The organism is Citrobacter sp. Cu096, from assembly GCF_030332285.1.
In the GTDB taxonomy this organism is placed as follows: domain Bacteria; phylum Pseudomonadota; class Gammaproteobacteria; order Enterobacterales; family Enterobacteriaceae; genus Citrobacter; species Citrobacter meridianamericanus.
Genome location: NZ_JAOWID010000030.1, coordinates 564,898 through 590,985, shown reverse-complemented (window position 1 = coordinate 590,985; position 26,088 = coordinate 564,898). Strand labels below are relative to the sequence as shown.

The following is a 26,088-nucleotide window of genomic DNA, read 5'->3' as shown; positions in this document are numbered from 1 at the left end:
GGAGGCCCTGACTCTTAATGAGCCTTTTTAATGAGTGTTAAACGCATTGCCCGGTGCGCATCAGCGCATCAGACATCAGGCATCAGGCATCAGGCATCAGGCGCGCCCGTATCTGTCCGCAAACCGCACCACGTCATCCTCATCGAGGTAAGATCCGGAGCGTACTTCAATCAGATCGAGCGGGATTTTCCCGGGGTTCTCCAGACAGTGGGTCGCCCCCAGCGGAATATAGACAGACTCGTTTTCAGCGAGCAGCTTGATGTCATCATTAATTGTCACTTTCGCGGTACCTGCCACCACCACCCAGTGTTCAGCCCGGTGATGATGCATCTGCACGGACAATCCCTCGCCAGGCTTAACGGTAATTCGCTTCACCTGGTAACGGTCTCCGGCATCAATAGAGTCGTACTTGCCCCATGGACGATAAACTTCACGGTGAATATGGTGCTCGTGGCGTCCGTCAGCTTTAATTTGCTCCACCACTTTTTTGACATCCTGTACCGCGTTGCGATCGGCTATCAGCACCGCATCTTTGGTCTGCACCACCACCAGATCTTTCACTCCGACGGTGGTTACCAGGCCGGATTCGGCATACACGTAACTGTTTTCCGTTTTGTGACTAATGACGTCACCATGATGCACATTGCCTTCAGCAGTATGGGCACTGATTTCCCACAGCGATGACCAGGAGCCAACATCGCTCCAGCCTGCGTTCATGGGCATCACCACCGCATCCGCCGTACGTTCCATTACCGCATAGTCCACAGACTCTTCCGGACAGGCGAGAAACGCCTGTTCATCAACGCGGATAAAATCGAGATCGGGGTCGACCGTACTCATGGCATTCACACAAGCCTCAAGAATGTCGGGGCGGTACTTTTCCAGTTCTTCCAGGTAACGTCCGGCGCGGAACAAGAACATACCGCTGTTCCAGTAGTAATCACCGCTCGCCACGTAAGCCTGCGCGGTTTCCAGATTGGGCTTTTCAACAAACTGCGCCACTTCGAACGCCACGGCGTCGGTATTCGTTGGCGAAACCTCGCCACGGCGGATATAGCCATAGCCCGTTTCCGGCTGGTCCGGCACGATACCAAACGTCACCAGCTTACCCGCACTGGCATAGGGCATCGCATTGCGAACCGCCTCGCGAAATGCCTCTTCGTCGGCAATCATGTGATCGGCCGCTAATACCAGCAGCAGCGGATCGTCCCCCGGACTTTGACGTTTTGCCGCCAGTGCGGCCAGCGCTATCGCCGGTGCCGTGTTACGTCCGGCGGGTTCGAGAATAATATTCTCAGTCAGCTTGTGCAGTTGCCGTAGCTGTTCCGCGACGATGAAACGGTGTTGTTCATTACAGATAACCACCGGGCTTTCACACTCCACGCCGTTCAGACGACAGATCGTTGTCTGCAACATGGTGAGATCGCCTTTCAGACACAGGAACTGCTTTGGATACAGCACGCGGGACAGCGGCCATAAACGGCTACCCGAGCCACCGGCCATCACCACTGGAAAGAGTTTGCTTTGACTCATCATGAACCCCGAATATCAGCAATAAATTGGCTTAGCACGTTTTCTTTATCCAGCGTGCGTTCGGCATAGTCACGTGCCACCGTATTGACTTTTGGCATCATCAACGCCTGTTGAATACCGCAAACCAGCGCGTTTACCGATTCCGGCTCCACGCATACTGCGATGCCTGGAACAATGTTACAGAGCTGCCCCAGCTCGGTTTCTGGCTCGGCGGTAATCACCGCGTTACCACCAACAGCGAGGATATTGGTCAGTTTGGAGGGCAATACGGCATCTGCCGCACCGCGCTTTTGCACGACAAGATGGCAATCCGCAATCTTGAGCAACGCTGGCAGCGCGTCATAAGATTGCAGCGGAAAAAACAGCACATTGTTCAGGCCACGTTCACGGACCATACTCTCCAGTCGCGCTTTACCCCCGCCCTGCCCAACAATCACAAATAGCCAGGGTTGCTCACTCAACTGGGCCGCCGCGTCGATGACGCTCTCAAGCCCCTGCTTTTCACCGATATTGCCCGAGTAGAGAATGATTTTTTGATCCGCGGGCAATCCCAGTTTCCGGCGCAACGCCAAAGCATCGGCGTCGGTCACGTCACGAAAGCGCGCCACTTCCGACCAGTTCGGAAAGAAAATAACCTTGCGTGGCGCAACGCCTTTTTCCATGGCTTTGCGCATCATGGAACGGGAAATCGTCGAAATATTGTCCACGTTGTGCAAACCACTGCGTTCAAACATGCTGGCCAATTTCGCCACCATACCGCGCTTACCTTTGCCTGCCATGCCAAGTCCCAACATGGCATCGACTTCATAATCCTGAATGTGCAGCAGCGTGCGCGCGCCGCTGAGTTTTGCCAGCAAGCGCATCCCCGGCGTACAAAACAGCGTCGGCACCACGCCGATGATGCGATCCGGCTTCCAGCGACGTTGCGCCAGCAGCGGGAAGAAACTGCTCAGGGCGAAACTGCCCAAATGCAGCAGGCGCTTGAGCGTTGAGGGTTGCTCAGGCACATACAACGGACAACGCCAGACGAGGGCGTCGCCCTCTTCACGACGGTAGCGCCAGGATGAATAGCGACCATTAACTTTCCATTGCGGATAATAAGGTGGTGCGGTGATCACCCGCACGTCATGACCTTGTTGCGCCATCCACTGCACCATTTCACCGGTGTACTTGCCGATGCCGGTCAGCTCTGGTGAATAGTTGATGCCATACACGAGGATCCTCATAGCCCGGGTACTCCGGCCTGACTCTTCTCACAGAAGTAAGCCCGGCTATTGTCGTGCACATCCTCATTGACCAGAATCTCTGTCGCCGCCAGCCAGCGGTAGGCATCATGTTGTGCATCAGGCAGTTGCAGGTCGTTTTCTGATACGCGCAGACGAAATCCCAGCACGATGTAATGCGTTGAGAAATCATCCCCGGAAAAGTTGTCGTCATAGAAGTGCTGCCAGACACCATAAAACTCAGCGGCGGACAGCGGTAGACGCAACCCCAACTCAGCTTCAGTCAGCCGTTCAAAAGCCGCATGTAGCGATTCATCTTTTTGCACCCGACCGCCGGGCACGAACCAGTAGCCCTGCGCCGGACGATTGAGACGCTTACCGAGCAGAAACTCTCCCTCGGCGTTTTCCACGATCAAGTCGATAGAAATCAGCGGGGTTGAACGTACGACGGTGGCAAAATCCTCATGACGTAAAAACATGCTTACCCCCGATAACGCTGCTGGTTTTCAAGGAACCACTGCCAGGTGCTGGCAAGCCCTGCCTCAAGTGATAACTCGTGATACCAGCCCAACTGATGCAAACGCGTAACGTCGAGTAATTTGCGCGGCGTCCCGTCCGGTTTGCTGGCGTCAAACACCACGCGCCCCTTGTAACCCACTACCTTTGCAATGGTCTGGGCCAGTTCACGGATGGTGCAGTCCACGCCGGTACCCACATTGATATGCGACAGCATCGGCTGGGTATATTCCTGCCAGACTTCATGAGCCAGCTCCATCACATGGATACTGGCCGCCGCCATATCATCCACATGCAGAAACTCGCGCATCGGCGTGCCGCTTCCCCACACCACCACATCCGGCGCATTTTGCTCGCAGGCTTCGTGAAAGCGGCGCAGCAGCGCCGGGATCACATGCGAATTGCTTGGATGAAAATTGTCATGCGGCCCGTACAGATTGGTCGGCATCACCGAGCGATAATCACGGCCATACTGACGGTTATACGATTCACACAGCTTGATGCCGGCTATTTTGGCAATCGCATACGGTTCGTTGGTCGGCTCCAGTTGCCCCTGCAAGAGTTCGCTTTCGGCTATTGGCTGGGAGGCATGTTTGGGATAAATGCAGGATGACCCGAGAAACAGCAGTTTATTCACGTTATGCAGGTGCGCCGCATGAATGATGTTGCTCTCAATCATCATGTTTTCGTAAATAAAATCAGCAGGATAAGTATTATTGGCTACAATCCCGCCCACTTTTGCCGCCGCCAGATACACCTGGTCAATGCGCTCAGTGGCAAAGAACGCCTGTACTGCACTGGCGTCCAGCAGGTTAAGTTCATCGCGGGTACGCAGCACCAGTTCGACATTATCTCGTTGGGCCAGCTGTCTTACGATGGCGGACCCCACCATCCCGCGATGGCCCGCCACAAAAATACGTTGTGTCTTCATCCTTAGTACTCCAGCGCGATGGCGACCTCGTAACCGTGCGACTTCAGCAGAGAGTGTTTCTTCGCCGCCTCAAGATCGTTGGCAACCATTTCCGAGATCATCTGGCGCAGGGTGATTTCCGGTTTCCAGCCCAGTTTTTCATGTGCTTTGGCCGGATCGCCCAGCAGCGTTTCAACTTCAGCTGGACGGAAATAGCGCGGGTCGACGGCAATCATTACGTCGCCTGGCTTCACGCCCGGCGCATCGTGTCCGGTCACGGAAACCACGATGCCTTTTTCATTCACGCCCTCGCCTTCAAAGCGCAATTTAATCCCTAACTGAGCAGCAGCCATTTCCACAAACTGGCGCACGGAGTACTGCACGCCGGTGGCAATCACGAAATCTTCCGGCTTTTCCTGCTGCAGCATCATCCACTGCATCCTGACGTAATCTTTGGCATGCCCCCAGTCACGCAGCGAATCCATGTTGCCCAGGTACAGGCAAGACTCCAGCCCCTGAGCGATGTTGGCGATAGCACGGGTGATTTTGCGCGTAACGAAAGTTTCGCCGCGGCGCGGAGATTCGTGGTTAAACAGAATGCCGTTACAGGCAAACATTCCGTAAGATTCGCGGTAGTTAACGGTAATCCAGTAGGCGTAGAGCTTAGCTACCGCATACGGCGAACGTGGGTAGAACGGTGTGCTCTCTTTCTGCGGGATTTCCTGCACCAGGCCGTAGAGTTCTGAGGTGGAGGCCTGATAGAAACGGGTCTTCTTTTCCAGACCAAGGAAGCGGATAGCCTCCAGCAAACGCAACGTACCTATTGCATCGACGTCCGCGGTGTATTCCGGTGAGTCAAACGACACCGCGACATGACTCATGGCGCCCAGGTTATAGACCTCATCCGGTTGGACCTCTTTTAAAATACGGGTCAGGTTGGATGAATCCGTCAAATCGCCATAGTGCAGATGAAATTTGGGATTGCCTGAATGCGGATCCTGGTAGATGTGGTCCACACGTTCAGTGTTGAATGATGAAGCGCGACGCTTAATGCCGTGCACTTCATACCCTTTTTCCAGCAGGAATTCTGCCAGGTAAGAACCATCCTGCCCGGTTACGCCAGTGATGAGAGCGACTTTTGACATGTTATTACCTCTTAAATGATCCCCTCAGGGAGTAACTTTCTCGACGCGTTCGCGCGTGACTACTGCGGGATTTCCCCGACAAACGACATTTGCTGGCAGCGATTTAAATACGCTGCTGCGTGCTCCAACGACGGTGCCCTCGCCAATCGTCACGCCTGGCGCGACAAAGACATCTGTCGCCAGCCAGCATTTATCGCCAACCACAATCGGTGTGGCGTTAATATCAAAATATTGGCTGGCGTAATCATGACTTCCGGTACATAAATAACTTTTTTGCGAAATAACCGCGTGTGCGCCAATCGTAATATTACCCAACGTATATAAAACCGCGTCATCACCCACCCAGGCATAATCTCCCAGGGTTAATTTCCACGGATAAGTAATTTTTACTGAAGGTCGAATAACTACGTTTTTTCCTATTTTCGCACCGAACATTCGTAATAAAAACGCACGCCAGCGATACATTACCTGGGGTGACCAGCGAAACAGTGTTGCCTGTACCGCCCACCATAATTGCACTTTAATAGCGCCGCCACCGCGAAAACCTTTCGGCACGCTGAAGCCGCTTAAATCCTGCATAATGTGACCTTACGTTTTGCCATATAATGTTTTTGTTTTACCGGTTGTACGCAGCCGTAAATATTCAGAAACCCCAGTCAAAAAACCTGGCATATGTAATATCTGCCGCTGAACTTTTTTTGCATCGCGGCATAATTCCAGATTATTCGTCGTTGACACTCCGCCCATCGAAAACTCCGACACCAGCCCGTCCAGTTTTTTGAAAGCGTAACCAGATTTATATAGTCTGGCAGCCAGCGCGTAATCGGACGATATTTTATATTGCAAATCATAACGCCAGACATTCAGTCCAGAGAGCGGAAAAAAGATGGCCTGATGGCTGGCAGGCAGGCTGTGATAAATATACCAACCCGGCTTTGCCCGGCGCTTAATTTTGTTGCCATTGCCAAAATCCAGCAACGCGTCGCCGATAACCATGGCTTTATCACTCTGCGTTTTTAACTGGCGGATGAACTGAGCCGCATCGGCATGCAGAATATCCCCGGAATTGAGGAACAGCGCAAAGCGCCCGCACGCCATCGCAATGCCTTTGTTCATCGCATCATAAATGCCGTTATCCGGTTCGCTGACAAACCGTAACCGGTGTTCTCCACCGAGACCTTCAAGAAACGCCGACGTACCGTCAGAGGAGCCGCCATCAACAACAATCCACTCAAAACTGATATCGCCTGCCTGCGCCAAATGTGCCAGCGACGCATGTGTTTTGACGATCCCTTCCAGATTACGAAAGGCGACGGTAATAATACTGAGCAGCATGTGATTTACCTCGCGATGTTCAGCGCCTTGCGCAAAATAAACGGACAGACAATTAAAAATGCGTATTCCGGACTAAATACCGACCCTGTAAAAAACAGCGACAGCGGCGTAAACAGATAAAGCTGCACCCGGTAATTCGGATTATCGCCAAAAGCATTTATCATCATCTTCATGACTTTCCCCATGTACCACAGGGCTAATATCACCGCAAACCATGAAAAATAAATAATCAACAGATACAAACCATTGTCTATTGTTTTACCAACATCTGCACCGTTAAAAATTCCGAATGACGCAACATATTCATAAAGTGAGCCAAATCTCACTACCCCATCAACATTCAGTAACGAATAACCGACCATAACTAATGGCCCTACGATACGATAATACGATGATGATCCTTCGGTCCCTAAATCGCTAAGCCGCGTGGCGATGTATGGAAAAGCAAATATCACACCAACAACAAACACGCTCAATGAGATTATCGCCAGCGGTAGCTTCTTTTTTATCGCATCTTTATTCAGGTACTGGAATGCCCACTCCAGGAGATAGAACAAAATAAACGTCATCACCCCTGAAAATGAACCCGATAATATTATCCCTGCCAGAATCATAGCATCGGACTTAGGGGTTTTGATACCAAACTGTTTGATACTGAGCCAAATTGAGATTAACGCCAGAGCGAAGAATGCCGGTTCGAAATAAAGCGCCGTTGTGCGCTTCCCGCCAAACTTAATAAAGTTCAGAACATAACTGTTACTGTAAATAAGATATTTCGAAATAGCTTCCATTAAGCTGCTGCCGCCGCTAAGAATGATCTGCGCCATTTCAACTGCAGCTAACCCCACCACCAGTCCCACGACCAGCCAAAAAAAACGCAAAATCTTAATGTAGTTATGCGGCGAAATCGTTTTGAAGCGAATACTCCATACCATGCCAATAATCACCACGGTATAGATAAACAGCATAGCGGACGTCACATACTTACTGGCATCCAGTGACTGACCAAACAAATAGTTAAATACCGTCAGCCCGCCCCCCAAACCCAGCGCTATCATTAGCTTTTTAATATTGATGCGTTCAACAAACAGCAACAGCAGAACAGGTAAGAATGTGACGAGGGTTATCGGGAAGCTCTCGCCAAGCTGAGCAAGTTTGACGTTAACCAGCAGATAAAGCAGCGGTAGCACCAGATAGCTACAGATTCTGATAGAACGAGACATATTCCTCCAGCATCTGTTGCCCACTGTATGCCACCCGGCTGCGCTGGCTAAATTCGGCAAGCGACGTGTTAAAGACTGCCTGCGCAATGTCTGATTTTTTCAGTTGCACCAGTTGCAAAACGTCTGATTCACTGAACGTTTTGCCGCCCGATTTTTCCAGCACTTCCCGCGCGGCATCGCTGTGCGTGGCAATCACCGGTACGCCGATGGACAGCGCTTCGCACAGAATCAGCGGGTAGTTATCAACGCGAGAACTGAACACCAGGCCGTCCATCTCGTTAAGCGCGCTCATCAACGTTCGTTTATCGCTTTCAAACCCGTGGTTGATGACGTTATCCCCGACAAATGGCGAAAATTTGCCAAAAGTATGCAGTTCAACTTTGTCGCCGAGCGCGATAATCTCCCGCACCAGCTGTTGACGGGTTTTCCCGTCATAGCGCAGATCATGAGCCACCACGGCAATTTTCGGTCGACCGCTCTCCTCATGCTTAGCGGGAAGCTCGGCAAGAATGGCTTCAGTTGCCACATCGATGCCGTTGTTAATAATGCGGCAGCACCCTACGCCATACAGGCTGTTGAATGCGTCGGCCACATGTTGACTGGGCGAGATAAACTGGCAGCCCACCGCCAGCATGGCGCGAAACATCTGTCGCTTACCAGGCAACTGCTGATGGGCTTTATCGATTTTTACCGGCGGATAGTTGCTGAGCGTTGGGCATTTCTGGCAGCCCGTTTTCCAGCTTTCGCAGCCATCTGTAAATGCACAGCGCCCGGTCACGCTCCAGTGATCGTGTAGCGTCCAGACGAAGGTGATATCTGGTTTGTGCACCTTCACTTTTTGGCAAAAGGTGACCACTTCTTCCAGATTCAACCAGTAGCTGTGCAACACATGAAAATGCAGTACCAGCGGGCCGGTAGTGCAAGTAACCGTACGGTATAACTTGTCGAGATTGCCAAACATATCGCGATTGGCGAAACGGAACAGCGCAATATTTGCCGCCGAGGTCAGACGTGGCGTATGTTTGATAACCTGCGGGTAATTCGCGTGGCTGGCGCTTTTCTTGCCCCCTTTGCCATAGCCGTAGATAAAACGCGACGACAGTCCTTTCTTCAGCGCTCTCAGATGCAAATCCAACGCCACCCCTGCAGCCCCGCCTTCTGCGAGTCGCACATTAAACTGTAATATCTTCATTTTATTACCTTCACTCGTGCCTTCTCGCCCACGACCAGCGCATTGTCCGGAATGCTATCCACCACCACGCTGCCAGCGCCAATCGTCACGTTATCGCCAATCGTAATATCACCGAGCAGAGTGACGCAGGCCCCCAGTTCAACGCCATTACCGATGACCGGACAGGACTGGTCGTTGCCACCAGAATTGCCGATAGTGACGCCGTGGCGCACGGTGAAGTCATCCCCCGCCACCACGTGTTTATTGATCACCAACCCATAACCATGGTGGATGGTGAAACGACGACCAATAGACGCAGCAGCCTGAATCTCATATCCAAACAGACATTCCGTGATCAGGCGATATAGCACCAGCACTGGTGCGGCCCACAGGTTGTTCAGGACATTTTTTTTACGCCATACAGAGCAAAAATGGGCAATCCGATAGGCCACCACCATACAGCAGGGACGCAGACTCCAGCTGTTGGCGCGTAAATCTTCCAGCATACTTAGCGCCCTCGCAGTCCGTCGGCCAGACGCTTACTGTTGCGAACGGAAAGCAGCGTCAGCAGCGTCCGCCAGTTCATCCGTTTGTTGCGGATCTGATAGAGAGTAAACAGCTGATATTTCTTGCTGGCCCGGTCAAATTTGCCTTTGTGTTTGCGGTAAAACTGAAAGTAGCCGGAGAATTTTTTCGGCGATGAAGTAATACGCATTTCACCGTGATTGACATGCAGGATCTGCGTTGCCTCTTTAACCTTCCATGGTTTGCCATACGCCACCACCATGCGCAGGAAGATGTCGTAATCCTGCGCCGCTTTTAGCGTGGTATCGAACAGGCAGGCTTTAAATCGCCAGGCCCAGGTAAACACCTGATTGCCAATGATATTGCGCTTGTAAAATTTACGGCGTGAATAGCCGGATTTCGGATAGATCGGCAGGCTGGTCGGCTGAGAATACACTTCGCCTTCACAGACATAATCATTGGCATACAGAAACGCCCGCGTGACCAGATGATGACGATAGTTGAGAAAGACGCTCAGGCGGTTCGGCGTCCATTCGTCATCATCATCAATCCCCGTAATATATTGCCCGCTGGCCTGCATGATGGCTTGATTACGTACCGCGCAGGCCCCGGAGTTGGTGGCATTGTGCGTGTAAGACACGCGCGGATCGCTGAGTTCCTCAACAAACTGCTGCAGTTGCTCATACGAGGAAGAGCAATCATCTACAATGATCATCTCCCAGTGAGGATAGTCCTGGCGCAATACTGATTTAATCGCCCGGATGGCCAGCTGCTGACGATTCCAGGTTGGCATATAAATTGAAATGAGTGGGTTGTCTGTCGTCATTTTCGTTTCCCAAATAAAGTTGCCTGATGGCGCTGCGCTTATCAGGCCTACATTTGATATGCGTTACTGTGCGTTATCTATTTCGCATCCGACGAGTACTCGTATTCGTAGTAACCGTAATCCTGATATCCGCTGGCGCGGCGGAAAATAGAGTTAAGGATCACCCCTTTCACCTGAATGCCGTTTTGCTCAAAGCGACTCAAACTGGTTTCCACCTCTTTCAACGTGTTGACCGCGTAACGTGCCACCATCAACGTGGTTCCGACGTGACGCCCCACGATAGCCGCATCGGTCACCGCCAGAATTGGCGGGGTATCAATCAGCACCAGGTCATAGTGTGAGCTGGCCCAGGCAATCAGTTCGCCAAAGCGCTCGCTCATCAGTAGCTCAGAAGGATTGGGGGGGATTTGCCCGCGCGGGATCAGATCGAAATGCGCAATGGCTGTCGGTTTCGCGCTGGTTGAGATATCCCCCTTGCCGATGAGGATCTCAGACAGACCGTTGAGGTTATTGGTCCCCAGCAGTTCGTGGGTATAGCCTTTGCGCATGTCGCAGTCGATCAACAGCACGCGTTTGTTGGTCTGGCTGATGACCGCCGCGAGGTTGGCGCAGACAAATGTTTTACCAATCGACGGGCTGACGCCGGTAAGCATCAAAACATTGTTACGCGCCTGCATCATGGCAAAATGCAGGCTGGTGCGCAGGCTGCGGATCGCTTCGATGGCGAGATCCGTCGGATTCCCCACCGCCAGCAACTGGCTTTGCTTGTAACGTTTCACACCTTTAATGGTTTGCACGTTATCACGCGCTTTTTGCCATTCAGACAGCGGAATACTGGCATATACGCTGATGCCGTGTTCTTCCAGCGCCTGGGGGCTTTCAATACCGCGATTAAACAGCGACCGCAGCAGGACGCCCACCACAGAAAGCATCAAGCCGAGAATGATACTGCCGAGGATAATCAACGCCGTTTTCGGCTTCAGTACACCGGGTTGAGCAATCGCCGGATCGACAATGCGCACATCTCCGACCGTACTGGCTTCGGTAATCTTTAGTTCTTGTTGCTTGTTCAGCAACTGCATATAGACCTGCTGACCAGACTCCACGTCACGCGTCAGGCGAACAATCTCCTGCTGCGTTTTCGGCATCGCCGTTACGCGCCCGTTTAGCTTGCTTTTCTCATCTTCCAGCGCCTGGCGTTTTTCCAGCAGCGTACGATACGCCGGGTGCGCTTTGGTGAACAACTTGGAAATCTCCGCTTCTTTGAAGGTCAGCTCATTGAGCTGAGCATCAATGTTCACCATCGAATCCAGCACTGCTTTGGCTTCCAGCGGCAAATCCACAGAGTCTTTGTCCTGACGAAAAGCGTTCAGCTTGTTTTCGGCAACATCCAGCCGGTTACGTACCTCAGGCAACTGTCTGGCCAGAAAAGCCAGACTTTTAGCGGCTTCTTCAGACTTACGCTCTACGTTTTGTTGCAGATAGTTGCGGGTAATACTGTCGAGGATCCGACGGATTTGCTCACGGTCTTCGCCGGTAAAGGTCAGGCTCAATACGCCGGTATCTTTGCCGGTTTCTGTCACCATCAGATTATTTTGCAAGGTGTTGATCATGCCCAGCGTGGAGAATTTAGTGACGGTAAAACGACTCTCAGGGCTGGCATGAATAGCCCCGACCAGCATCGTCACCCCGTCTTGCTTCAGCATCTGCCCAACCCGTCCCTGAGCGCTAAAGCCCTCGTCACTCACCAGCTGATAGCGTTTGTCATCCAGTACGCTGAGCGTGAAGGTCTGTCCGTTCATTGCCTTTGGCAGCGTAAAGGTGGTCACATTAACCGTTTCGTTCTGGCGACCCATTAACCTTTCCCAACCAGCGCCAAATATGGGGAATGTTTCTTTGATAACACCGATATCCAGATTGAGATCGTCTACCGTTTTCCCCAGCACCAGTCTTGACTGGATGAGCTGAATTTCCGCTTCCGAGGCCGGAGGTTTGTTCGACAGCGCAGAGCCAATATCCTGCACCAGTGAATTTCCGGTATTTTGCTCAATTTGCACCAGCGCGTCCGCACTGTAGATGGGTGTAGCAAACAGCGTGTAAACTGCGGCACACAACGCAAAAACCACAGTAATGCCAAGCACCCACCAACGGGCTTCTACCACCGTTGCGACCAGACGACCAATATCGATTTCATCATTGCCCGTTACCGGCGCTGCAGACTGTTTAACTTTTTCTGTCATTGTTTTCCCTGCTCTGCGTTCAGTGCCTGAGCCCATTGGCGGGCAGACCGTTCAAGTAAGGCGTACACCGCGTCAAACGCGTCACGACTTTTACGATACGGATCGGGAATTTCGCGCTCACTGTCCCAGTGACCAAAGAGCATCACTTTGCCCCGCATCTCCGGTACCAATTCGCACAGGGCTGAGATATGCCGTTTTTCCATGGTCAGGATCAGGTCATACTCCCGGCACATTCGTCCCGAGATCTGCCGGGCACAATGATTTTCCAGTGACAGGTTGTGCGCCTGTGCTACGCTAATCGCGCGCGGATCCGCACCTTTCCCCACCAGCGCCCCGAGGCCAGCAGAAGAGACCGTCAACGCCGGGTGAAATTGCCTTAACAAGCGCTCCGCCGTCGGAGAGCGGCAAATGTTCCCCACACAGACAACTAAGATTTTGTTAAACATGATGATTACCAGTTGTGAAGGTCGCTGGCCGTGTCCGTCATATAGCGAACACCGCTAATAGTCGGCAGCAACTGATTGATCAAACGGTTCCAGCGAGCAACCGGCGCGGTAGTGACATACACCACATCGTATGGCTGGAGTCGGAATGACGTCGCCATCACCAGCGATGTCGCATCGGACATATCAAGCTGATAAATATTGGCTATCTTGCCGTTGTTCCCACCCTCACCTTTAAGTGGACGAATAACGAAAATACCGCTGGCGTTGGAAGTGGTCAGATCGATACCTTCCGCGTTGCCGAGCGCTTCGGTGAGCGTCATGCCGCTGAAGTCCATTTTGAGGGTGCTCTGTTTTTTCACTTCTCCCATCACGAAGACTTTCAAATCGTCATTACGCGGGACAAACAGAATGTCGCCAGGATAAAGCAGACGGTTCTGGCTCAGGTCGCCATTTTGCATCAGCGCTTGCAGTGAAATGCGTTGTTCCTTCCCGTTATGCGTCAATACAACGTTGCGCCAGTCTGCCGCCTCGGTAAGACCACCTGCGGCGTTAATGGCATCGAGAACGGTAAGTGGCACGTTGGTGATGGCCTGCTGGCCAGATTTGTTTACCTGCCCAGAGACATAAGCCTTCTGCGAGCGGAAAGCGGCGATATTAACGTCCACCTGCGGGTCAGCAATGTACTTCGCTAAGCGCCCGGTAATATCACTACGAATTTCGGCCAACGTCTTTCCGACCACCCTGACTTTGCCGATGTAGGGGTAAAACATGGTGCCATCAGGCTGCACCCAGTTGCCGGTATCGCTTGAGCTACGGTACTGTCCGGCTGGCGTGGTAAGTTCAGGATGATCCCAGACGGTCACATTCAGAACATCACCCGGGCCGACCCGATACTGATACTCAGCAATCTCCTGGTCCAAAGACATATTAGGCTGCGCAACATTAGGTCGGGGACGTAATTGTTCGACCAGTCGAGGGGTGAGCGGGTAAACATTCACCATGCGATCGATATCAAAATCAGCGTCCTGCTGTTTAATCACATCTTTGCCCATCGTAGACATATTGCTGCCCGGTAGTACGGTACAACCGTTTATCAAGATTACCGATACCAATACTGGCATCAATTTAAGTTTGGATTTCATCATTGATTATTTATCACTTTGGCAGAGTAATTATCACGTGCGATCTAAATAGCGACCTCGCCTGTACGTATTTACCTTGCCGTTAATTGAAATGAAATTTAACTGGCATCAGTCCTAAAAAAATGAATTCATCTGCGAGCTCTTGACAAAATAATTTAGGCTTGTCTCAGGCGACCAGACACGCTACCGCCCCTGGCTTTATTAGCTACCAATGCACTGATTAATTTTAATTTTCACCTTCTCCTTTATTTTCATCACATTCAGAACGACAACGCATCGGGAATAGCGTCGCTGGTTGATGAAGATATATTTACCTTTTGATTATTACCGGAGGAATTGTTACAGCTAAGCGAAAGTCAGGCAAGATAACAAACCATCAACAACTTGCTTTTAAGATTAATATTAAGCGCTGTACTTTTATATTTTTAGGATTTTATTGATGTTGACAACGCAGCTATTAAAATACCTTACCTGCGATATTTCCTAAATATATCCGGATTAACAAAATAGTTTCCTGTAGTGACATCAGGGCTATTATCTCGTGTCTAACCTGATATCGCCGACAGAGAAATCCCTGCCCCGCCATTGCATTTTTCGCCAGTTTTACCCATGATCGAATTGTGACAATTGTCATACAACTATGGGTATAGCATTTACTATGGAATGGATTGCCGATCCGTCAATCTGGGCCGGACTCGTCACGTTAATCGTGATCGAACTTGTTCTTGGCATTGATAATCTTGTTTTTATTGCCATCCTCGCGGAGAAACTGCCTCCTGCCCAGCGGGATAAGGCGCGTATTACCGGGCTACTGCTGGCGATGGTCATGCGCCTGCTGCTGCTGGCATCGATATCCTGGCTGGTGACGCTGACCACGCCGCTGTTCAGCATTCGCGACCTGAGCTTCAGCGCGCGCGATCTGATCATGCTGTTCGGTGGTTTCTTCCTGCTGTTTAAAGCCACCATGGAACTCAACGAACGGCTGGAAGGGAAAGACAGCGATAACCCCACCCAGCGTAAAGGCGCTAAATTCTGGGGTGTCGTCGCGCAAATCGTCGTACTGGACGCTATCTTCTCCCTGGACTCCGTCATTACCGCGGTTGGGATGGTCGATCACCTGGCAGTGATGATGGCTGCGGTGATTATTGCCATCAGCCTGATGGTGCTGGCGAGCAAGTCGCTGACGCGCTTTGTCAACAGCCATCCAACTATCGTTATTCTGTGCCTGAGCTTCTTGCTGATGATTGGTTTCAGCCTGGTCGCCGAAGGATTTGGCTTCCATATCCCGAAAGGTTACCTGTACGCCGCCATCGGTTTCTCGGTCATGATTGAAGCACTGAACCAATTGGCTATCTTTAACCGTCGTCGCTTCCTGTCAGCTAACCATACCTTGCGCCAACGTACTGCTGAGGCGGTAATGCGACTCTTAAGCGGGCAAAAAGAAGACGCTGAGCTGGATGCTGAAACCTCAGCGATGCTGGCGGATCATCATGAAGGTCAGATTTTTGCCCCGCAGGAACGGCGGATGATAGAACGTGTGCTGAACCTTAATCAGCGAACCGTCAGCAGCATTATGACCTCGCGCCATGATATTGAACATATCGACCTCAATGCGCCGGAAACAGAAGTCCGCGCTTTGCTGGAAAAAAACCAGCATACGCGTCTGGTGGTCACCGGTGAAGACGAGCAGGAAGAGCTGCTGGGCGTGGTGCATGTCATCGACCTGCTGCAGCAGTCCCTGCGCGGTGAACCGCTTGATTTACGCGTCTTGATTCGTCAGCCGCTGGTGTTCCCGGAAACGCTGCCGCTGCTTCCGGCGCTCGAGCAGTTTCGTAACGCCCGGACGCACTTCGCTTTTGTTGCCGATGAATTTGGTTCCGTCGAGGGGATTGTGACACTCAGTGACGTAATGGAAACCATCGCCGGTAATCTGCCGAACGAGGTTGAGGAGATTGATGCCCGCCACGACATTCAGAAAAATGCTGATGGTTCATGGACCGCTAACGGTCATATGCCGTTGGAAGATCTGGTGCAGTACGTACCTATTCCGTTAGATGAAAAACGTGAGTATCACACCATTGCCGGGCTGTTAATGGAGTATTTGCAGCGCATCCCGAAAACCGGGGAGGAAGTTCAGGTTGGCAACTACCGACTGAGAACTCTGCAGGTGGAAAATCATCGCGTGCAAAAAGTCCAGCTGATACCGCTACACAGTGAAGAAGAGATGGATTACGAAGTGTAAGTCACAAGCCGGATGGGGCATCAGCCGCCATCCGGCAATTTGAATCAGAGTTTATCCAGCAATTTTTTAACATCTTTACCGTTGCGGGAGTCTTTATTACGATCGGCCCAGTCGTTGAGGCGACGTTTCGCTTCATCCTGCAAATGCTTCCGCAATAGCTGGTCGACCTGCAGACTATAATTAAGCGCTTGCCACTGGCCGTACACCCTGAGAGGAACCGGGGTGGCTTTCAGGAAGTTAATCAACTTACTTTCGCCTTCCCAACCGCCCAGCACGCGAATGTTAAACAGCGTGTCGCAATTCTGCTTCACCAGATCCAGCGTTCCCTTGCCGGTCAGCGCCAGCATAGCGGACTCGCCGGCCATGTTATCCAGCGTTACCTCGCCGTTATCCAGCGTCATATCGGTCACGAAGTGATCCAGCCGGGTCACGTTCTCCATATTTTGCTGGGCTTTAGCATCTCCACCGCTACGCTCAACGGCCTGCTGTATCATCTGCTGGAAGTTCATCCCTTCCATTCGCGTATCGTTCATTTCGACACGGGCCTGCCCTTGCCAGCTGTGACGAAACGCCTGGGCATCAATATCTGAGCCAGAGAAATCACCTGTCAGAGAAAGTTTACCCGTGAGAGCGATTGGGTAATCGAAGGCTTTCAGGATTGCGCCAATTTCGACACCGTCGAGGCGCGGATGGAAGACCGCTCGCGGCTGTCCTTTTCTGGCATCCAGCGTGCCCGGAAGCGACACCAGCCCACCGTCACTTTTCCCTTGCAGCTGCGCAACGTTTAATAAACCGAACTGGTTGTCTATTTTTGCCGAGACATTGTCAAACGCCATTTTCCGCCACAGCACTTTGTCCGCTTGCAAAGTGATGTCTGCCGCAAATCCCTTGAGACCTTGATAAGAAACAGCATCAACCTGCGAAGCAATGACAGGGCGCGCCAGCGTCGACTGACTCTGACCTTGCTGTACCTCACCGTTCTTCGTCACGGGATCACGTTGCACGAGTAGATTGTCCAGATTGAGCTGACTAAATTTCAGGTCAACGGTCCATTCAGGTTTATCCAACAATGTCACCTGAACTTGCCCGGCGAGAGAGCTGTCGTTAGCAGTCAAATGAATCTGGTTAAACGTGAGCTGTTTTTTCTCTTCCTGCCACTGCGCCTGAAGCTGTCCCTGACCGTTAATCCCCTGCGGCGGTAGATCGGCCCCTTGCAGTTGCCAGCTTATCTGCGCAATATTCGCGGATAAGTTATGCGGATAATCGGAAGCATCAACGGTACCGTTGAAGGATAACGCGAGGTCACGCTGATCGCGGTTCACGCGCCCGGAGAAATCAAACGTGCCGCGGTGCTGGTTATCTTGTTCCATCTCCAGCCGGATATCACGAACCGTGACCTGCTCATCGTCCTCATGCTGGAATACCAGAACGCTATCAGCAACGCGCAGACGGGCGATATCAAAGGACCATCCTTTGTCTTCAGCCATGTCGGGCAACGTATTATCTTTTGGAGCCACGGGTGCATCTTTTCCACGCACCGCCTCAGTTTGCGGGGTCAGTTGAATCACCGCGCCCTTGAGCATCACCTGCTTAACGCTGAGCTGATGGCTCAGCAACGGCCACAACGCGACGTCAAGACGCATATTATCGGCACGAACCAGAGGCTCGCTGGCACCTTCCGCCGTTAGCACCATGCGCCCTGAGAGGATACTCAACTGAGGCCATACGTGCCAACGCAGAGGACCATCCAACTGCAGTTGATATCCGCTACGCGCAGCAACCTGCTTGACCATATACGAGCGGAAATCATTCGGATTCACCAACAGTACTAACGCAGAAAAACCGGCCACCAGCACGACCAGTAGGATCATCAGCGTCGTCAGAAATCGTCTCATGCTATCCCCAATGGACTGAAAAACACTCAGTCTTTATCGATCCGGCTGGCAACGGCGCCCTGCTGATCGCGATACTTCGCGTCCTGACGACGGTTGTAGGGTCGCGCCGCCGGACCGGAAAGCGGTTCGAAACTTAATGCGCCAATCGGCATGCCAGGACGCAGGGCCAGCGGTAATTTTCCGGAGTTGTAAAATTCCAGCACGATGCAGCCTGACCAGCCCGGATCGATGCGGTGCGCGGTGACGTGTACCATCAGTCCCAGACGTGCCAGCGAAGAACGGCCATCTAACCAGCCGACAAGATCGGAAGGCAGCGTAACGGATTCGAACGTCACGGCCAGCGCCAGTTCTCCCGGGTGCAGGAAAAACGCCTCGCCATCTTTGAGGACGATTTCATCACTCATCACGCGATCCAGCGCGGCGCTGACTTCATCTTTTGGTCCACTCAAATCGATATACGCCGCCGTATGACCCCGGAACGTACGGAATTTGTTGCCAAGACGCACATCTACCGTGGCGCCATTGATTCGCTCGACAGGAGGGCGGGGAGTGATCGACAGGCGACCTTCATCCAACCAGGCTTCAATATCTCGGTCACATAAACGCATGGCACTTTCTCCTTTCGTGCTTCAAACCCTTAATGCCAGGTGCGTTAAGGGCGAACCAGGTTATCACTGAACGGTACACAATTCGCTGAACTTATTCAAAGAACTGACTAATTTTAGCCTTCAGAATATCGATGGCGATGCGGTTTTTCCCCCCGCGCGGCACAATGATGTCGGCGTATTGTTTTGAAGGCTCAATAAATTGCAGGAACATTGGGCGGACGGTTTTCTGGTATTGCGCCATTACCGAATCCATTGAACGACCACGTTCGTTCACATCCCGCTTGATACGGCGCATCAGGCAAATATCCAATGGCGTATCAACGAAAATAGAGAAGTTCATCTCTTCACGCAAACGCGCATCCGTCAGCAGCAGAATGCCTTCCAGAATAATCACTTTCTTGGGTTCAATATGAATAGTGTCCTGCGTACGCGTGTGCTCGACATAGCTGTACACGGGCAGTTCAATAGCACAACCACGTTTCAACGTTTGCAGATGTTGAAACAGCAGGCTGTGGTCCATCGCATTCGGATGGTCATAGTTAGTTTTAACACGTTCTTCCATCGACAGATGGCTTTGATCTTTGTAATAGCTGTCTTCGGGAATAACGCCAATATGTTCGTCACCGACTTGTTCACGCAATTCGCGATAAAGAGTACTGGCAATAAGACTCTTGCCGGAAGCCGATGCGCCGGCAATGCCGATAATGACGCACTGATGGGACTGATCAGTCATAAATTTAGCGACCTGATTAACCTGGATGTAAGGAAGGGCGGCGTCGAAACGCCAAACGCGGCAATTATAGGGATTTCAGCGGCGCGATGCCAGCCCAGCCTGCACCAATGCCGTCCCTGTCGCAAATTAAAATGGTCAGTTTTAAAGCAGGTGCTTTATTTATTCCCATGGCTTAGGAATTAATAGCTTGAGAGTGTTAATTTATGAGCTGCTGGCGTATAAATTGTAAATTATTTGTACTAGCATAATCCCAGATTAAATGTGATGCCTCCGGCGTCTCTACTGGGCGTCATCGGCTATTTGGGTAGAGTGGTAATGAGTAAACAATCCCAACATGTTTTAGTTACATTACCTCATCCTCTACTGCGCCTGGCCAGTTTAGGTTTGGTGGCGTTCATCTTTACGCTGTTCTCGCTCGAACTATCACGTTTCGGCGCACAGCTGGCACCGCTGTGGTTCCCAACCTCAATCATGATGGTGGCCTTTTACCGTCATGCAGGAAAAATGTGGCCGGGGATCGCACTGGCCTGCTCTTTGGGTAACATCGGCGCTTCTTTGCTCTTCTTCCCCAGTGAGTCGCTGAATTTCACCTTCACGGCGATTAACATTATTGAGGCAGTCGTTGGCGCAATGCTCTTGCGTAAACTTTTACCCTGGTACAATCCTTTACAAAATCTTAACGACTGGGCGCGCCTGGCATTTGGCAGCGCGGTTGTTCCGCCGCTGCTGGGCGGCATATTAATGTGGATGTTGCTGCCGAAGGAAACTACGTTAAATACCTTTCTCATTTGGGTACTGTCAGAATCCATCGGCGCGCTGGCGCTGGTGCCGCTGGGTTTACTGTTTAAACCACATTATTTGTTGCGCCATCGCAATCCACGTTTACTGTTTGAGACCCTGATTACACTGCTGGTGACCTTAACGCTCAGTTGGCTGTCAATGATGTACATTCCATGGCCGTTTACCTGCGTTATTGTCCTGCTGATGTGGAGCGCCGTGCGTCTGCCGCGAATGGAGGCGTTTTTAATATTCCTCAGCACCGTGATGATGGTTTCGCTGATGTTGGCCGCCGACCCTTCGCTGCTCTACACCCCCAAACTGAACATGTTTACCAGCATTCCCTGGCTGCCGTTTTTAATGATCCTGCTGCCAGCCAATATGATGACCATGGTGATGTACGCATTTCGGGCTGAACGTAAACATATCTCAGAAAGCGAATTACGCTTTCGCAACGCGATGGAATATTCCGCGATTGGCATGGCGCTGGTCGGTACCGAGGGGCAGTGGCTGCAGGCCAATAAAGCCTTGTGCCAGTTTCTGGGCTATAGCCAGGAGGAGCTACGTTCACTCACCTTCCAGCAATTAACCTGGCCGGAAGATTTGAATAATGACCTCGAACAGTTGGACATGCTGGCACGCGGGGAAATCAACAGCTATTCCATGGAAAAACGCTATTACACCCGCGCGGGCGAGGTTGTCTGGGCCTTGCTGGCGGTGTCACTGGTACGTCATAGCGACAATACCCCACTCTACTTTATCGCCCAGGTTGAAGACATTAACGATCTCAAGCATACCGAGTGGATTAATAAACGGCTGATGGAGCGCATTACTCTCGCGAATGAGGCCGGTGGGATCGGCATTTGGGAATGGGAACTGCAGCCTGATGTGATCAGTTGGGATAAGCGTATGTTCGATCTGTATGAAGTTCCCCCACATATCAAACCCAGTTGGCAAGTCTGGTATCAATGCCTCGTGCCTGAAGATCGCGAGCACGCCGAAAATGTGATTCGAGATTCGCTGGCCGCGCGGGTTCCGTTTAAGCTTGAGTTTCGTATCACGGTGAAAGATGGCGTACGGCATATCCGTTCGTTGGCCAACCGGGTGCTGAATAAAGACGGTGAAGTCGAACGCTTGCTTGGCATCAATATGGATATGACCGAAGTGAAGCAGCTTAACGAAGCGTTGTATCAGGAAAAAGAGCGTCTGCACATTACGCTTGATTCCATTGGCGAAGCCGTGATTTGTATTGATGTCGAGATGAACGTGACCTTTATGAATCCGGTCGCTGAGAAAATGAGCGGTTGGCAGCAGGAAAGCGCGATCGGCATGCCACTCCTGACGGTACTGCGTATTACCTTCGGTGATAACGGCCCGCTGATGGAAAATATCTACAGTGCCGACATGTCGCGCACCGCAATTGAGCAGGAAGTGGTGCTGCATTGTCGCAATGGCAACAGTTATGACATTCAGTACAGCATCACGCCCCTTAGCACCCTGGATGGCGGCAGCATTGGCTCGGTGCTGGTCATACAGGATGTCACCGAGTCGCGTAAAATGCTGCGCCAGCTTAGCTACAGCGCTTCGCATGACGATCTGACGCAGTTGGCCAATCGAGTCAGCTTTGAAAACCATCTTAAACAGTTGCTGCATACAGTACACGACGCACGCCAACATCATGTGCTGGTTTTTATCGATCTCGATCGTTTTAAAGCAGTGAACGACAGCGCAGGTCATGCCGCGGGCAATGCCTTGCTTCGCGAACTCTCTTCACTGATGCTGAGCATGCTGCGATCCAGCGATATGCTGGCGCGCCTTGGCGGCGACGAGTTTGGTCTGTTGCTGCCAGATTGCAATATCGAAAGCGCCCGCTTTATCTCAGGCCGCATCATTAGCGCCATTAACGATTACCACTTCATGTGGGAAGGCCGCTTGCACCGCATTGGCGCCAGTGCGGGGATTACATTGATTGATGAGAAAAACCATGTTGCGACCGAGGTTATGTCTCAGGCGGATATCGCCTGCTACGCGGCGAAAAACAGCGGGCGCGGACGAGTCTGCGTCTATGAACCCCAGCAAAGTCAGGCCCATGCCACGCGTAGTCAACTGTCATTGGATGAACAAAGACACTCCATCACCCATAACCCCATGCTGATGATCGCCAGAGGCGTGGCCTCCCCGCGTATACCAGAGACGTTTAGCTTCTGGCTTGTTTCATTACGTTTAGGCACCGAGGAAGGCGAACTGATTGAAGAGCATTCTTTCCGTACCGGACTGGTCGATCCCGCATTGAATCAAGCCCTCGACCGCCGGGTATTCCGCGAATTCTTCCAGAACGCTGCTCCGGCAGTCGCCAGCAAGGGGCTCAGTATTGCCCTGCCCCTTTCCGCCGCAGGTTTGCTCAATTCAGAACTTGTTGATGAGCTACTGGAACAATTGCAACGCAGCCCGCTACCGCCACGGTTGTTGCACCTGACCGTTCCAGCCATCGTCATCAAAACAAATCCTACGTTGGCAGTATCCGTCCTGCATCGGCTACGTCAGTTCGGCTGTCGAATTGTGTTAAGTCAGGTTGGCCGTGATTTAGAGCTTTTTGACAATCTGAAATATCACATGGTTGATTACCTGTTGCTCGACAGCGAGCTAAGCGCCAGCGCCCACGGTGACCTGATTGACGAAATGTGGGTGTCCATTATCCAGGGCCATGCCCAGCGCCTCGACATTAAAACCATCGCTGGCCCGGTGCAACTACCGCTTATCATGGATACGCTCTCTGGCATCGGTATCGATATGATTTATGGTGACATTATTGCCGACGCCCAACCTATAGATCTGCTACTGAATACCAGTAATTTCGCTATCAACTGACGGCTGCCAGCCATCTGTATACCAGATATGCAAGAGCGCGTAGGAGCGCCAGGGTATCCAGCGCTCTGCATACCGTCGGATCTGGGCTGGCGTCATACCAGGAAATCGCTGTTTAATCAGATAATCATCCGGCAGAAATACATCCTTCGCCTGCCAACCACGCAGCGCGAAATAATTGGCGGTCCAGCGCCCTATCCCGGGAAACGTTTGTAGTTGCTTAACGCCTTGCTCAATATCGTCAGGCGCGGCTGTCAGCAGCGTTCCTTCAAGCGTTGCGCGAGCCAGGTAAATCAACGCTTCAGCGCGTTTGAGTGGCATACCTAACGCTTTAAGATGCAATGGTTCGGCTTTAGCTAACGCTTCAGGCGTAGGAAAACAAACGTACCCGGGAGCATCCTCCAGCATATCCCCATAAGCAAGCGCGACTTTCGCCGTCAGTTTTGCCGCCATCGCCACGCTGACTAACTGCCCTAAAATCGCCCGTACGCCTTGCTCAAAAACATCGACACATCCCGGCAGACGCAGTCCCGGACGCGCCGCACCGAGACTTCCTAGCGCGCTGGTGATTTGTTGTGGACAGCAGTTCAGATCGAACAGGCGCGTTATTTTTTCCAGGCACACGGAGGAGACCGGCTGTAATCCCTGGCTCAACGTCACCTGTAGCGCGTTGGCCTGCAGATCCGCGACGACGCGTACCAGACCACAATGCCCTTCAACGGAGAGGCTTCTGACATAACTCAGTTCACCCACAGTTTCGACACCTTCAACCGCACGGGCGGCAAGAAACCCCAGCATCCAGGGCCAGTCATAAGGCGGTTGCCAGCTCAGCGTGAACATTCAGTTTTCCTTTTTACGCAAACCTACAGCATAAACGGTATTCAACCGATACGCCTTGCTTTCATATTCCAGTTGTCGGGGCGTCAACATTTCGTTAAAGTCACGCCCCTTCTTCACTGGCATGGGGATTTTTACGGTGTTTATTGGTTTTGACTACGGTACGGCAAACTGTTCAGTGGCCGTTATGCGTGACGGGCAGCCACACCTGCTCAAAATGGAAAATAACAGCACGCTGCTGCCTTCAATGCTGTGCGCGCCAACGCGTGAAGCAGTCAGCGAGTGGTTGTATCGTCATCACGACGTCCCAACAACGGACGATGAAACGCAGGCGCTGCTTCGCCGGGCAATGCGCTTTAACCGCGAAGAAGACATCGACGTTAACGTCAACAGCGTGCAGTTCGGTCTGTCGTCGCTGGGTCAGTATATTGCAGACCCGGAAGAGGTGTACTTTGTTAAATCACCAAAATCATTTTTGGGTGCCAACGGTCTGAAGCCGCAGCAGGTTGCGCTGTTTGAGGATCTGGTCTGCGCGATGATGCTGCACATACGCAACCAGGCGCAAAATCAGTTGCCGGAAGCGATCACCCAGGCCGTTATTGGTCGCCCCATCAACTTCCAGGGGTTAGGTGGCGATGATGCCAACGCCCAGGCGCAAGGAATTCTTGAACGTGCGGCCAAACGCGCCGGTTTTCAGGATGTCGTCTTCCAGTACGAGCCGGTCGCGGCTGGGCTGGATTTCGAAGCCACGCTACTGGAAGAAAAACGTGTGTTAGTGGTGGACATTGGCGGGGGTACGACCGACTGTTCACTGCTGCTGATGGGGCCGCAATGGCATCAGCGCGCCGATCGCGAAAATAGCCTGCTGGGACACAGTGGCTGTCGCGTAGGCGGGAACGATCTGGACATCGCGTTGGCGTTTAAACACCTGATGCCGCTGCTCGGCATGGGGGGAGAAACGGAAAAAGGTATCGCCTTACCTATTCTTCCCTGGTGGAATGCGGTCGCGATCAACGATGTTCCCGCGCAAAGTGATTTCTACAGTAGCGCCAACGGTCGCTTGCTCAACGATCTTGTCCGCGACGCGAGAGAAGCCGATAAAGTCGCACTGTTGCTTAAAGTCTGGCGCGAGCGTCTGAGCTACCGCCTGGTGCGCAGCGCAGAAGAGAGCAAAATTGCGCTTTCCGACCAGACTATCGTTACAGCGGCGATCCCGTTTATCAGCGACACGCTGGCAACCGATATCAGTCAGCACGGTCTGGAAACTGCACTTAATCAACCCCTGGCGCGTATTCTGGAGCAGGTGCAACTGGCGCTGGAAAACGCACAGGAAAAACCGGACGTGATTCACCTGACCGGCGGCAGCGCGCGTTCGCCGTTGATCAAAAAGGCTCTCACCGAGCAGCTTCCTGGGATCCCTATCGCGGGCGGCGATGATTTCGGCTCCGTCACCGCCGGACTGGCCCGCTGGGCTGACGTTGTTTTCCGCTAAGCGGCCCGCAGGCTTAAAGGTACGCGTATTGACGTCATCGTTACTGTGTCTTATTTTCAGGAGTGAGGGTTAGGGAGGGTTTCCCCTCCCCCTGGTGTCTTAGTAAGACGCGAAGCTAATGACGAAGAGTATCACCAGTATGATGACCTGCTTCATCATAACCCTTTCCTTATTTTGGTCCCTTCCTCGGGAGGGGCTTTCCCGTTCCAGCGTCCCGCTGAAATCTCTGGCTTACCTCCTTTTGCCTTGGCTGCACTCTAACGCACAATGACGCATTCGCTATTTTCGCCGCAGATTGTTGCGTAACGCCTCGCAAAGCCGCATCGGCATTCAGACGAATCCAGACAGTGTTTCATAATTCCTCCATCTTTCACCCTTGTTCACTGGCTAAACTAGTATCATTC

The 26,088-nt window shown here is 52.1% G+C and carries 22 protein-coding genes; 3 read left to right on the top strand and 19 right to left on the bottom strand.

Going from position 1 to position 26,088, the window contains the following annotated elements:
- Positions 1-96: 96 nt before the first annotated feature.
- From cpsB to OGX99_RS16995, 14 genes are all read right to left on the bottom strand, one after another.
- Positions 97-1,533, bottom strand: a complete 1,437-nt coding sequence (gene cpsB, locus OGX99_RS17060) for a mannose-1-phosphate guanyltransferase (RefSeq protein WP_187253357.1) — start codon at positions 1,531-1,533, stop codon at positions 97-99.
- Positions 1,533-2,759 (bottom strand): colanic acid biosynthesis fucosyltransferase WcaI, encoded by a 1,227-nt coding sequence (gene wcaI / locus OGX99_RS17055; RefSeq protein ID WP_286544345.1) that lies wholly within the window; start codon positions 2,757-2,759, stop codon positions 1,533-1,535. Before wcaI ends, cpsB begins: the two co-directional genes overlap by 1 nt.
- Positions 2,756-3,235, bottom strand: coding sequence for a GDP-mannose mannosyl hydrolase (locus OGX99_RS17050; protein WP_151219760.1), 480 nt, complete (start codon positions 3,233-3,235; stop codon positions 2,756-2,758). Before OGX99_RS17050 ends, wcaI begins: the two co-directional genes overlap by 4 nt.
- A gap of 2 nt (positions 3,236-3,237) precedes the next feature.
- On the bottom strand, positions 3,238-4,203 hold the full coding sequence (gene fcl, locus OGX99_RS17045) for a GDP-L-fucose synthase (RefSeq protein WP_252837737.1): 966 nt from the start codon (positions 4,201-4,203) through the stop codon (positions 3,238-3,240).
- A gap of 2 nt (positions 4,204-4,205) precedes the next feature.
- Entirely contained in the window at positions 4,206-5,327 is a 1,122-nt protein-coding gene (gmd, locus tag OGX99_RS17040) for a GDP-mannose 4,6-dehydratase (protein ID WP_286538959.1), read from the bottom strand.
- A 24-nt stretch (positions 5,328-5,351) separates the two neighbouring features.
- A complete protein-coding gene (wcaF, locus tag OGX99_RS17035; protein WP_252837739.1) occupies positions 5,352-5,906 on the bottom strand; it encodes a colanic acid biosynthesis acetyltransferase WcaF in 555 nt (184 codons plus the stop codon).
- Positions 5,907-5,915: 9 nt separating this feature from the next.
- Positions 5,916-6,662 (bottom strand): colanic acid biosynthesis glycosyltransferase WcaE, encoded by a 747-nt coding sequence (gene wcaE / locus OGX99_RS17030; protein ID WP_121529256.1) that lies wholly within the window; start codon positions 6,660-6,662, stop codon positions 5,916-5,918.
- A gap of 5 nt (positions 6,663-6,667) precedes the next feature.
- Positions 6,668-7,885 (bottom strand): colanic acid polymerase WcaD, encoded by a 1,218-nt coding sequence (gene wcaD, locus OGX99_RS17025; protein ID WP_252837741.1) that lies wholly within the window; start codon positions 7,883-7,885, stop codon positions 6,668-6,670.
- Complete coding sequence (wcaC, locus tag OGX99_RS17020) at positions 7,860-9,077, bottom strand: colanic acid biosynthesis glycosyltransferase WcaC (protein ID WP_187253364.1); 1,218 nt, start codon at positions 9,075-9,077, stop codon at positions 7,860-7,862. The genes wcaD and wcaC overlap by 26 nt, the downstream gene beginning before the upstream one ends.
- Positions 9,074-9,562: a colanic acid biosynthesis acetyltransferase WcaB gene (wcaB, locus tag OGX99_RS17015; RefSeq protein ID WP_252837742.1), complete on the bottom strand. Its 489-nt coding sequence runs from the start codon at positions 9,560-9,562 to the stop codon at positions 9,074-9,076. The genes wcaC and wcaB overlap by 4 nt, the downstream gene beginning before the upstream one ends.
- Positions 9,563-9,564: 2 nt before the next feature.
- On the bottom strand, positions 9,565-10,407 hold the full coding sequence (gene wcaA / locus OGX99_RS17010) for a colanic acid biosynthesis glycosyltransferase WcaA (RefSeq protein ID WP_151219765.1): 843 nt from the start codon (positions 10,405-10,407) through the stop codon (positions 9,565-9,567).
- Positions 10,408-10,484: 77 nt separating this feature from the next.
- Complete coding sequence (wzc, locus tag OGX99_RS17005; protein WP_286544340.1) at positions 10,485-12,647, bottom strand: tyrosine-protein kinase Wzc; 2,163 nt, start codon at positions 12,645-12,647, stop codon at positions 10,485-10,487.
- A complete protein-coding gene (wzb, locus tag OGX99_RS17000; RefSeq protein WP_151219766.1) occupies positions 12,644-13,093 on the bottom strand; it encodes a low molecular weight protein-tyrosine-phosphatase Wzb in 450 nt (149 codons plus the stop codon). The genes wzc and wzb overlap by 4 nt, the downstream gene beginning before the upstream one ends.
- A gap of 5 nt (positions 13,094-13,098) precedes the next feature.
- Complete coding sequence (locus tag OGX99_RS16995; protein WP_151219767.1) at positions 13,099-14,238, bottom strand: polysaccharide export protein; 1,140 nt, start codon at positions 14,236-14,238, stop codon at positions 13,099-13,101.
- Positions 14,239-14,893: 655 nt separating this feature from the next.
- Here OGX99_RS16995 and OGX99_RS16990 point away from each other — a divergent pair.
- Complete coding sequence (locus OGX99_RS16990; RefSeq protein ID WP_151219768.1) at positions 14,894-16,477, top strand: TerC family protein; 1,584 nt, start codon at positions 14,894-14,896, stop codon at positions 16,475-16,477.
- 44 nt (positions 16,478-16,521) lie between these two features.
- Here the strand turns inward: OGX99_RS16990 and asmA are convergent, their stop codons facing one another.
- The 3 genes from asmA to udk form a co-directional block, all read right to left on the bottom strand.
- Entirely contained in the window at positions 16,522-18,372 is a 1,851-nt protein-coding gene (gene asmA, locus OGX99_RS16985; RefSeq protein WP_286544336.1) for an outer membrane assembly protein AsmA, read from the bottom strand.
- 26 nt (positions 18,373-18,398) lie between these two features.
- Positions 18,399-18,980 carry a dCTP deaminase gene (gene dcd / locus OGX99_RS16980; RefSeq protein WP_003834269.1) on the bottom strand — a complete coding sequence of 194 codons (582 nt, stop codon included), beginning with the start codon at positions 18,978-18,980 and terminating at the stop codon, positions 18,399-18,401.
- 91 nt (positions 18,981-19,071) lie between these two features.
- Entirely contained in the window at positions 19,072-19,713 is a 642-nt protein-coding gene (gene udk / locus OGX99_RS16975) for a uridine kinase (protein ID WP_151219770.1), read from the bottom strand.
- Between the two features lie 315 nt (positions 19,714-20,028).
- On the opposite strand from udk, the gene OGX99_RS16970 reads away from it, so the two are divergent.
- Positions 20,029-23,358, top strand: a complete 3,330-nt coding sequence (locus OGX99_RS16970) for a diguanylate cyclase (RefSeq protein ID WP_286544334.1) — start codon at positions 20,029-20,031, stop codon at positions 23,356-23,358.
- Here OGX99_RS16970 and alkA read toward each other — a convergent pair.
- Positions 23,326-24,195, bottom strand: a complete 870-nt coding sequence (gene alkA / locus OGX99_RS16965; RefSeq protein ID WP_151224702.1) for a DNA-3-methyladenine glycosylase 2 — start codon at positions 24,193-24,195, stop codon at positions 23,326-23,328. The two genes, OGX99_RS16970 and alkA, sit on opposite strands and share 33 nt — an antisense overlap.
- Positions 24,196-24,331: 136 nt before the next feature.
- Between alkA and yegD the strand changes: the two genes are divergently transcribed.
- Positions 24,332-25,684: a molecular chaperone gene (gene yegD, locus OGX99_RS16960; protein ID WP_286544331.1), complete on the top strand. Its 1,353-nt coding sequence runs from the start codon at positions 24,332-24,334 to the stop codon at positions 25,682-25,684.
- Between the two features lie 99 nt (positions 25,685-25,783).
- On the opposite strand, the gene OGX99_RS23810 is transcribed toward yegD, so the two are convergent.
- A complete protein-coding gene (locus OGX99_RS23810; protein ID WP_353655342.1) occupies positions 25,784-25,843 on the bottom strand; it encodes a type I toxin-antitoxin system Ibs family toxin in 60 nt (19 codons plus the stop codon).
- Positions 25,844-26,088: the final 245 nt, after the last annotated feature.

Coding starts and splice junctions, on each gene's coding strand:
- OGX99_RS17050 (WP_151219760.1), bottom strand. CDS start 3,235: ATGTTTTTACGTCATGAGGATTTTGCCACCGTCGTACGTTCAACCCCG.
- wcaD (WP_252837741.1), bottom strand. CDS start 7,885: ATGTCTCGTTCTATCAGAATCTGTAGCTATCTGGTGCTACCGCTGCTT.
- OGX99_RS16990 (WP_151219768.1), top strand. CDS start 14,894: ATGGAATGGATTGCCGATCCGTCAATCTGGGCCGGACTCGTCACGTTA.
- udk (WP_151219770.1), bottom strand. CDS start 19,713: ATGACTGATCAGTCCCATCAGTGCGTCATTATCGGCATTGCCGGCGCA.
- wcaF (WP_252837739.1), bottom strand. CDS start 5,906: ATGCAGGATTTAAGCGGCTTCAGCGTGCCGAAAGGTTTTCGCGGTGGC.
- wcaE (WP_121529256.1), bottom strand. CDS start 6,662: ATGCTGCTCAGTATTATTACCGTCGCCTTTCGTAATCTGGAAGGGATC.
- gmd (WP_286538959.1), bottom strand. CDS start 5,327: ATGTCAAAAGTCGCTCTCATCACTGGCGTAACCGGGCAGGATGGTTCT.
- fcl (WP_252837737.1), bottom strand. CDS start 4,203: ATGAAGACACAACGTATTTTTGTGGCGGGCCATCGCGGGATGGTGGGG.
- wzc (WP_286544340.1), bottom strand. CDS start 12,647: ATGACAGAAAAAGTTAAACAGTCTGCAGCGCCGGTAACGGGCAATGAT.
- wcaB (WP_252837742.1), bottom strand. CDS start 9,562: ATGCTGGAAGATTTACGCGCCAACAGCTGGAGTCTGCGTCCCTGCTGT.
- asmA (WP_286544336.1), bottom strand. CDS start 18,372: ATGAGACGATTTCTGACGACGCTGATGATCCTACTGGTCGTGCTGGTG.
- wcaC (WP_187253364.1), bottom strand. CDS start 9,077: ATGAAGATATTACAGTTTAATGTGCGACTCGCAGAAGGCGGGGCTGCA.
- alkA (WP_151224702.1), bottom strand. CDS start 24,195: ATGTTCACGCTGAGCTGGCAACCGCCTTATGACTGGCCCTGGATGCTG.
- dcd (WP_003834269.1), bottom strand. CDS start 18,980: ATGCGTTTATGTGACCGAGATATTGAAGCCTGGTTGGATGAAGGTCGC.
- wcaI (WP_286544345.1), bottom strand. CDS start 2,759: ATGAGGATCCTCGTGTATGGCATCAACTATTCACCAGAGCTGACCGGC.
- wcaA (WP_151219765.1), bottom strand. CDS start 10,407: ATGACGACAGACAACCCACTCATTTCAATTTATATGCCAACCTGGAAT.
- OGX99_RS16995 (WP_151219767.1), bottom strand. CDS start 14,238: ATGATGAAATCCAAACTTAAATTGATGCCAGTATTGGTATCGGTAATC.
- wzb (WP_151219766.1), bottom strand. CDS start 13,093: ATGTTTAACAAAATCTTAGTTGTCTGTGTGGGGAACATTTGCCGCTCT.
- cpsB (WP_187253357.1), bottom strand. CDS start 1,533: ATGAGTCAAAGCAAACTCTTTCCAGTGGTGATGGCCGGTGGCTCGGGT.
- OGX99_RS16970 (WP_286544334.1), top strand. CDS start 20,029: ATGAGTAAACAATCCCAACATGTTTTAGTTACATTACCTCATCCTCTA.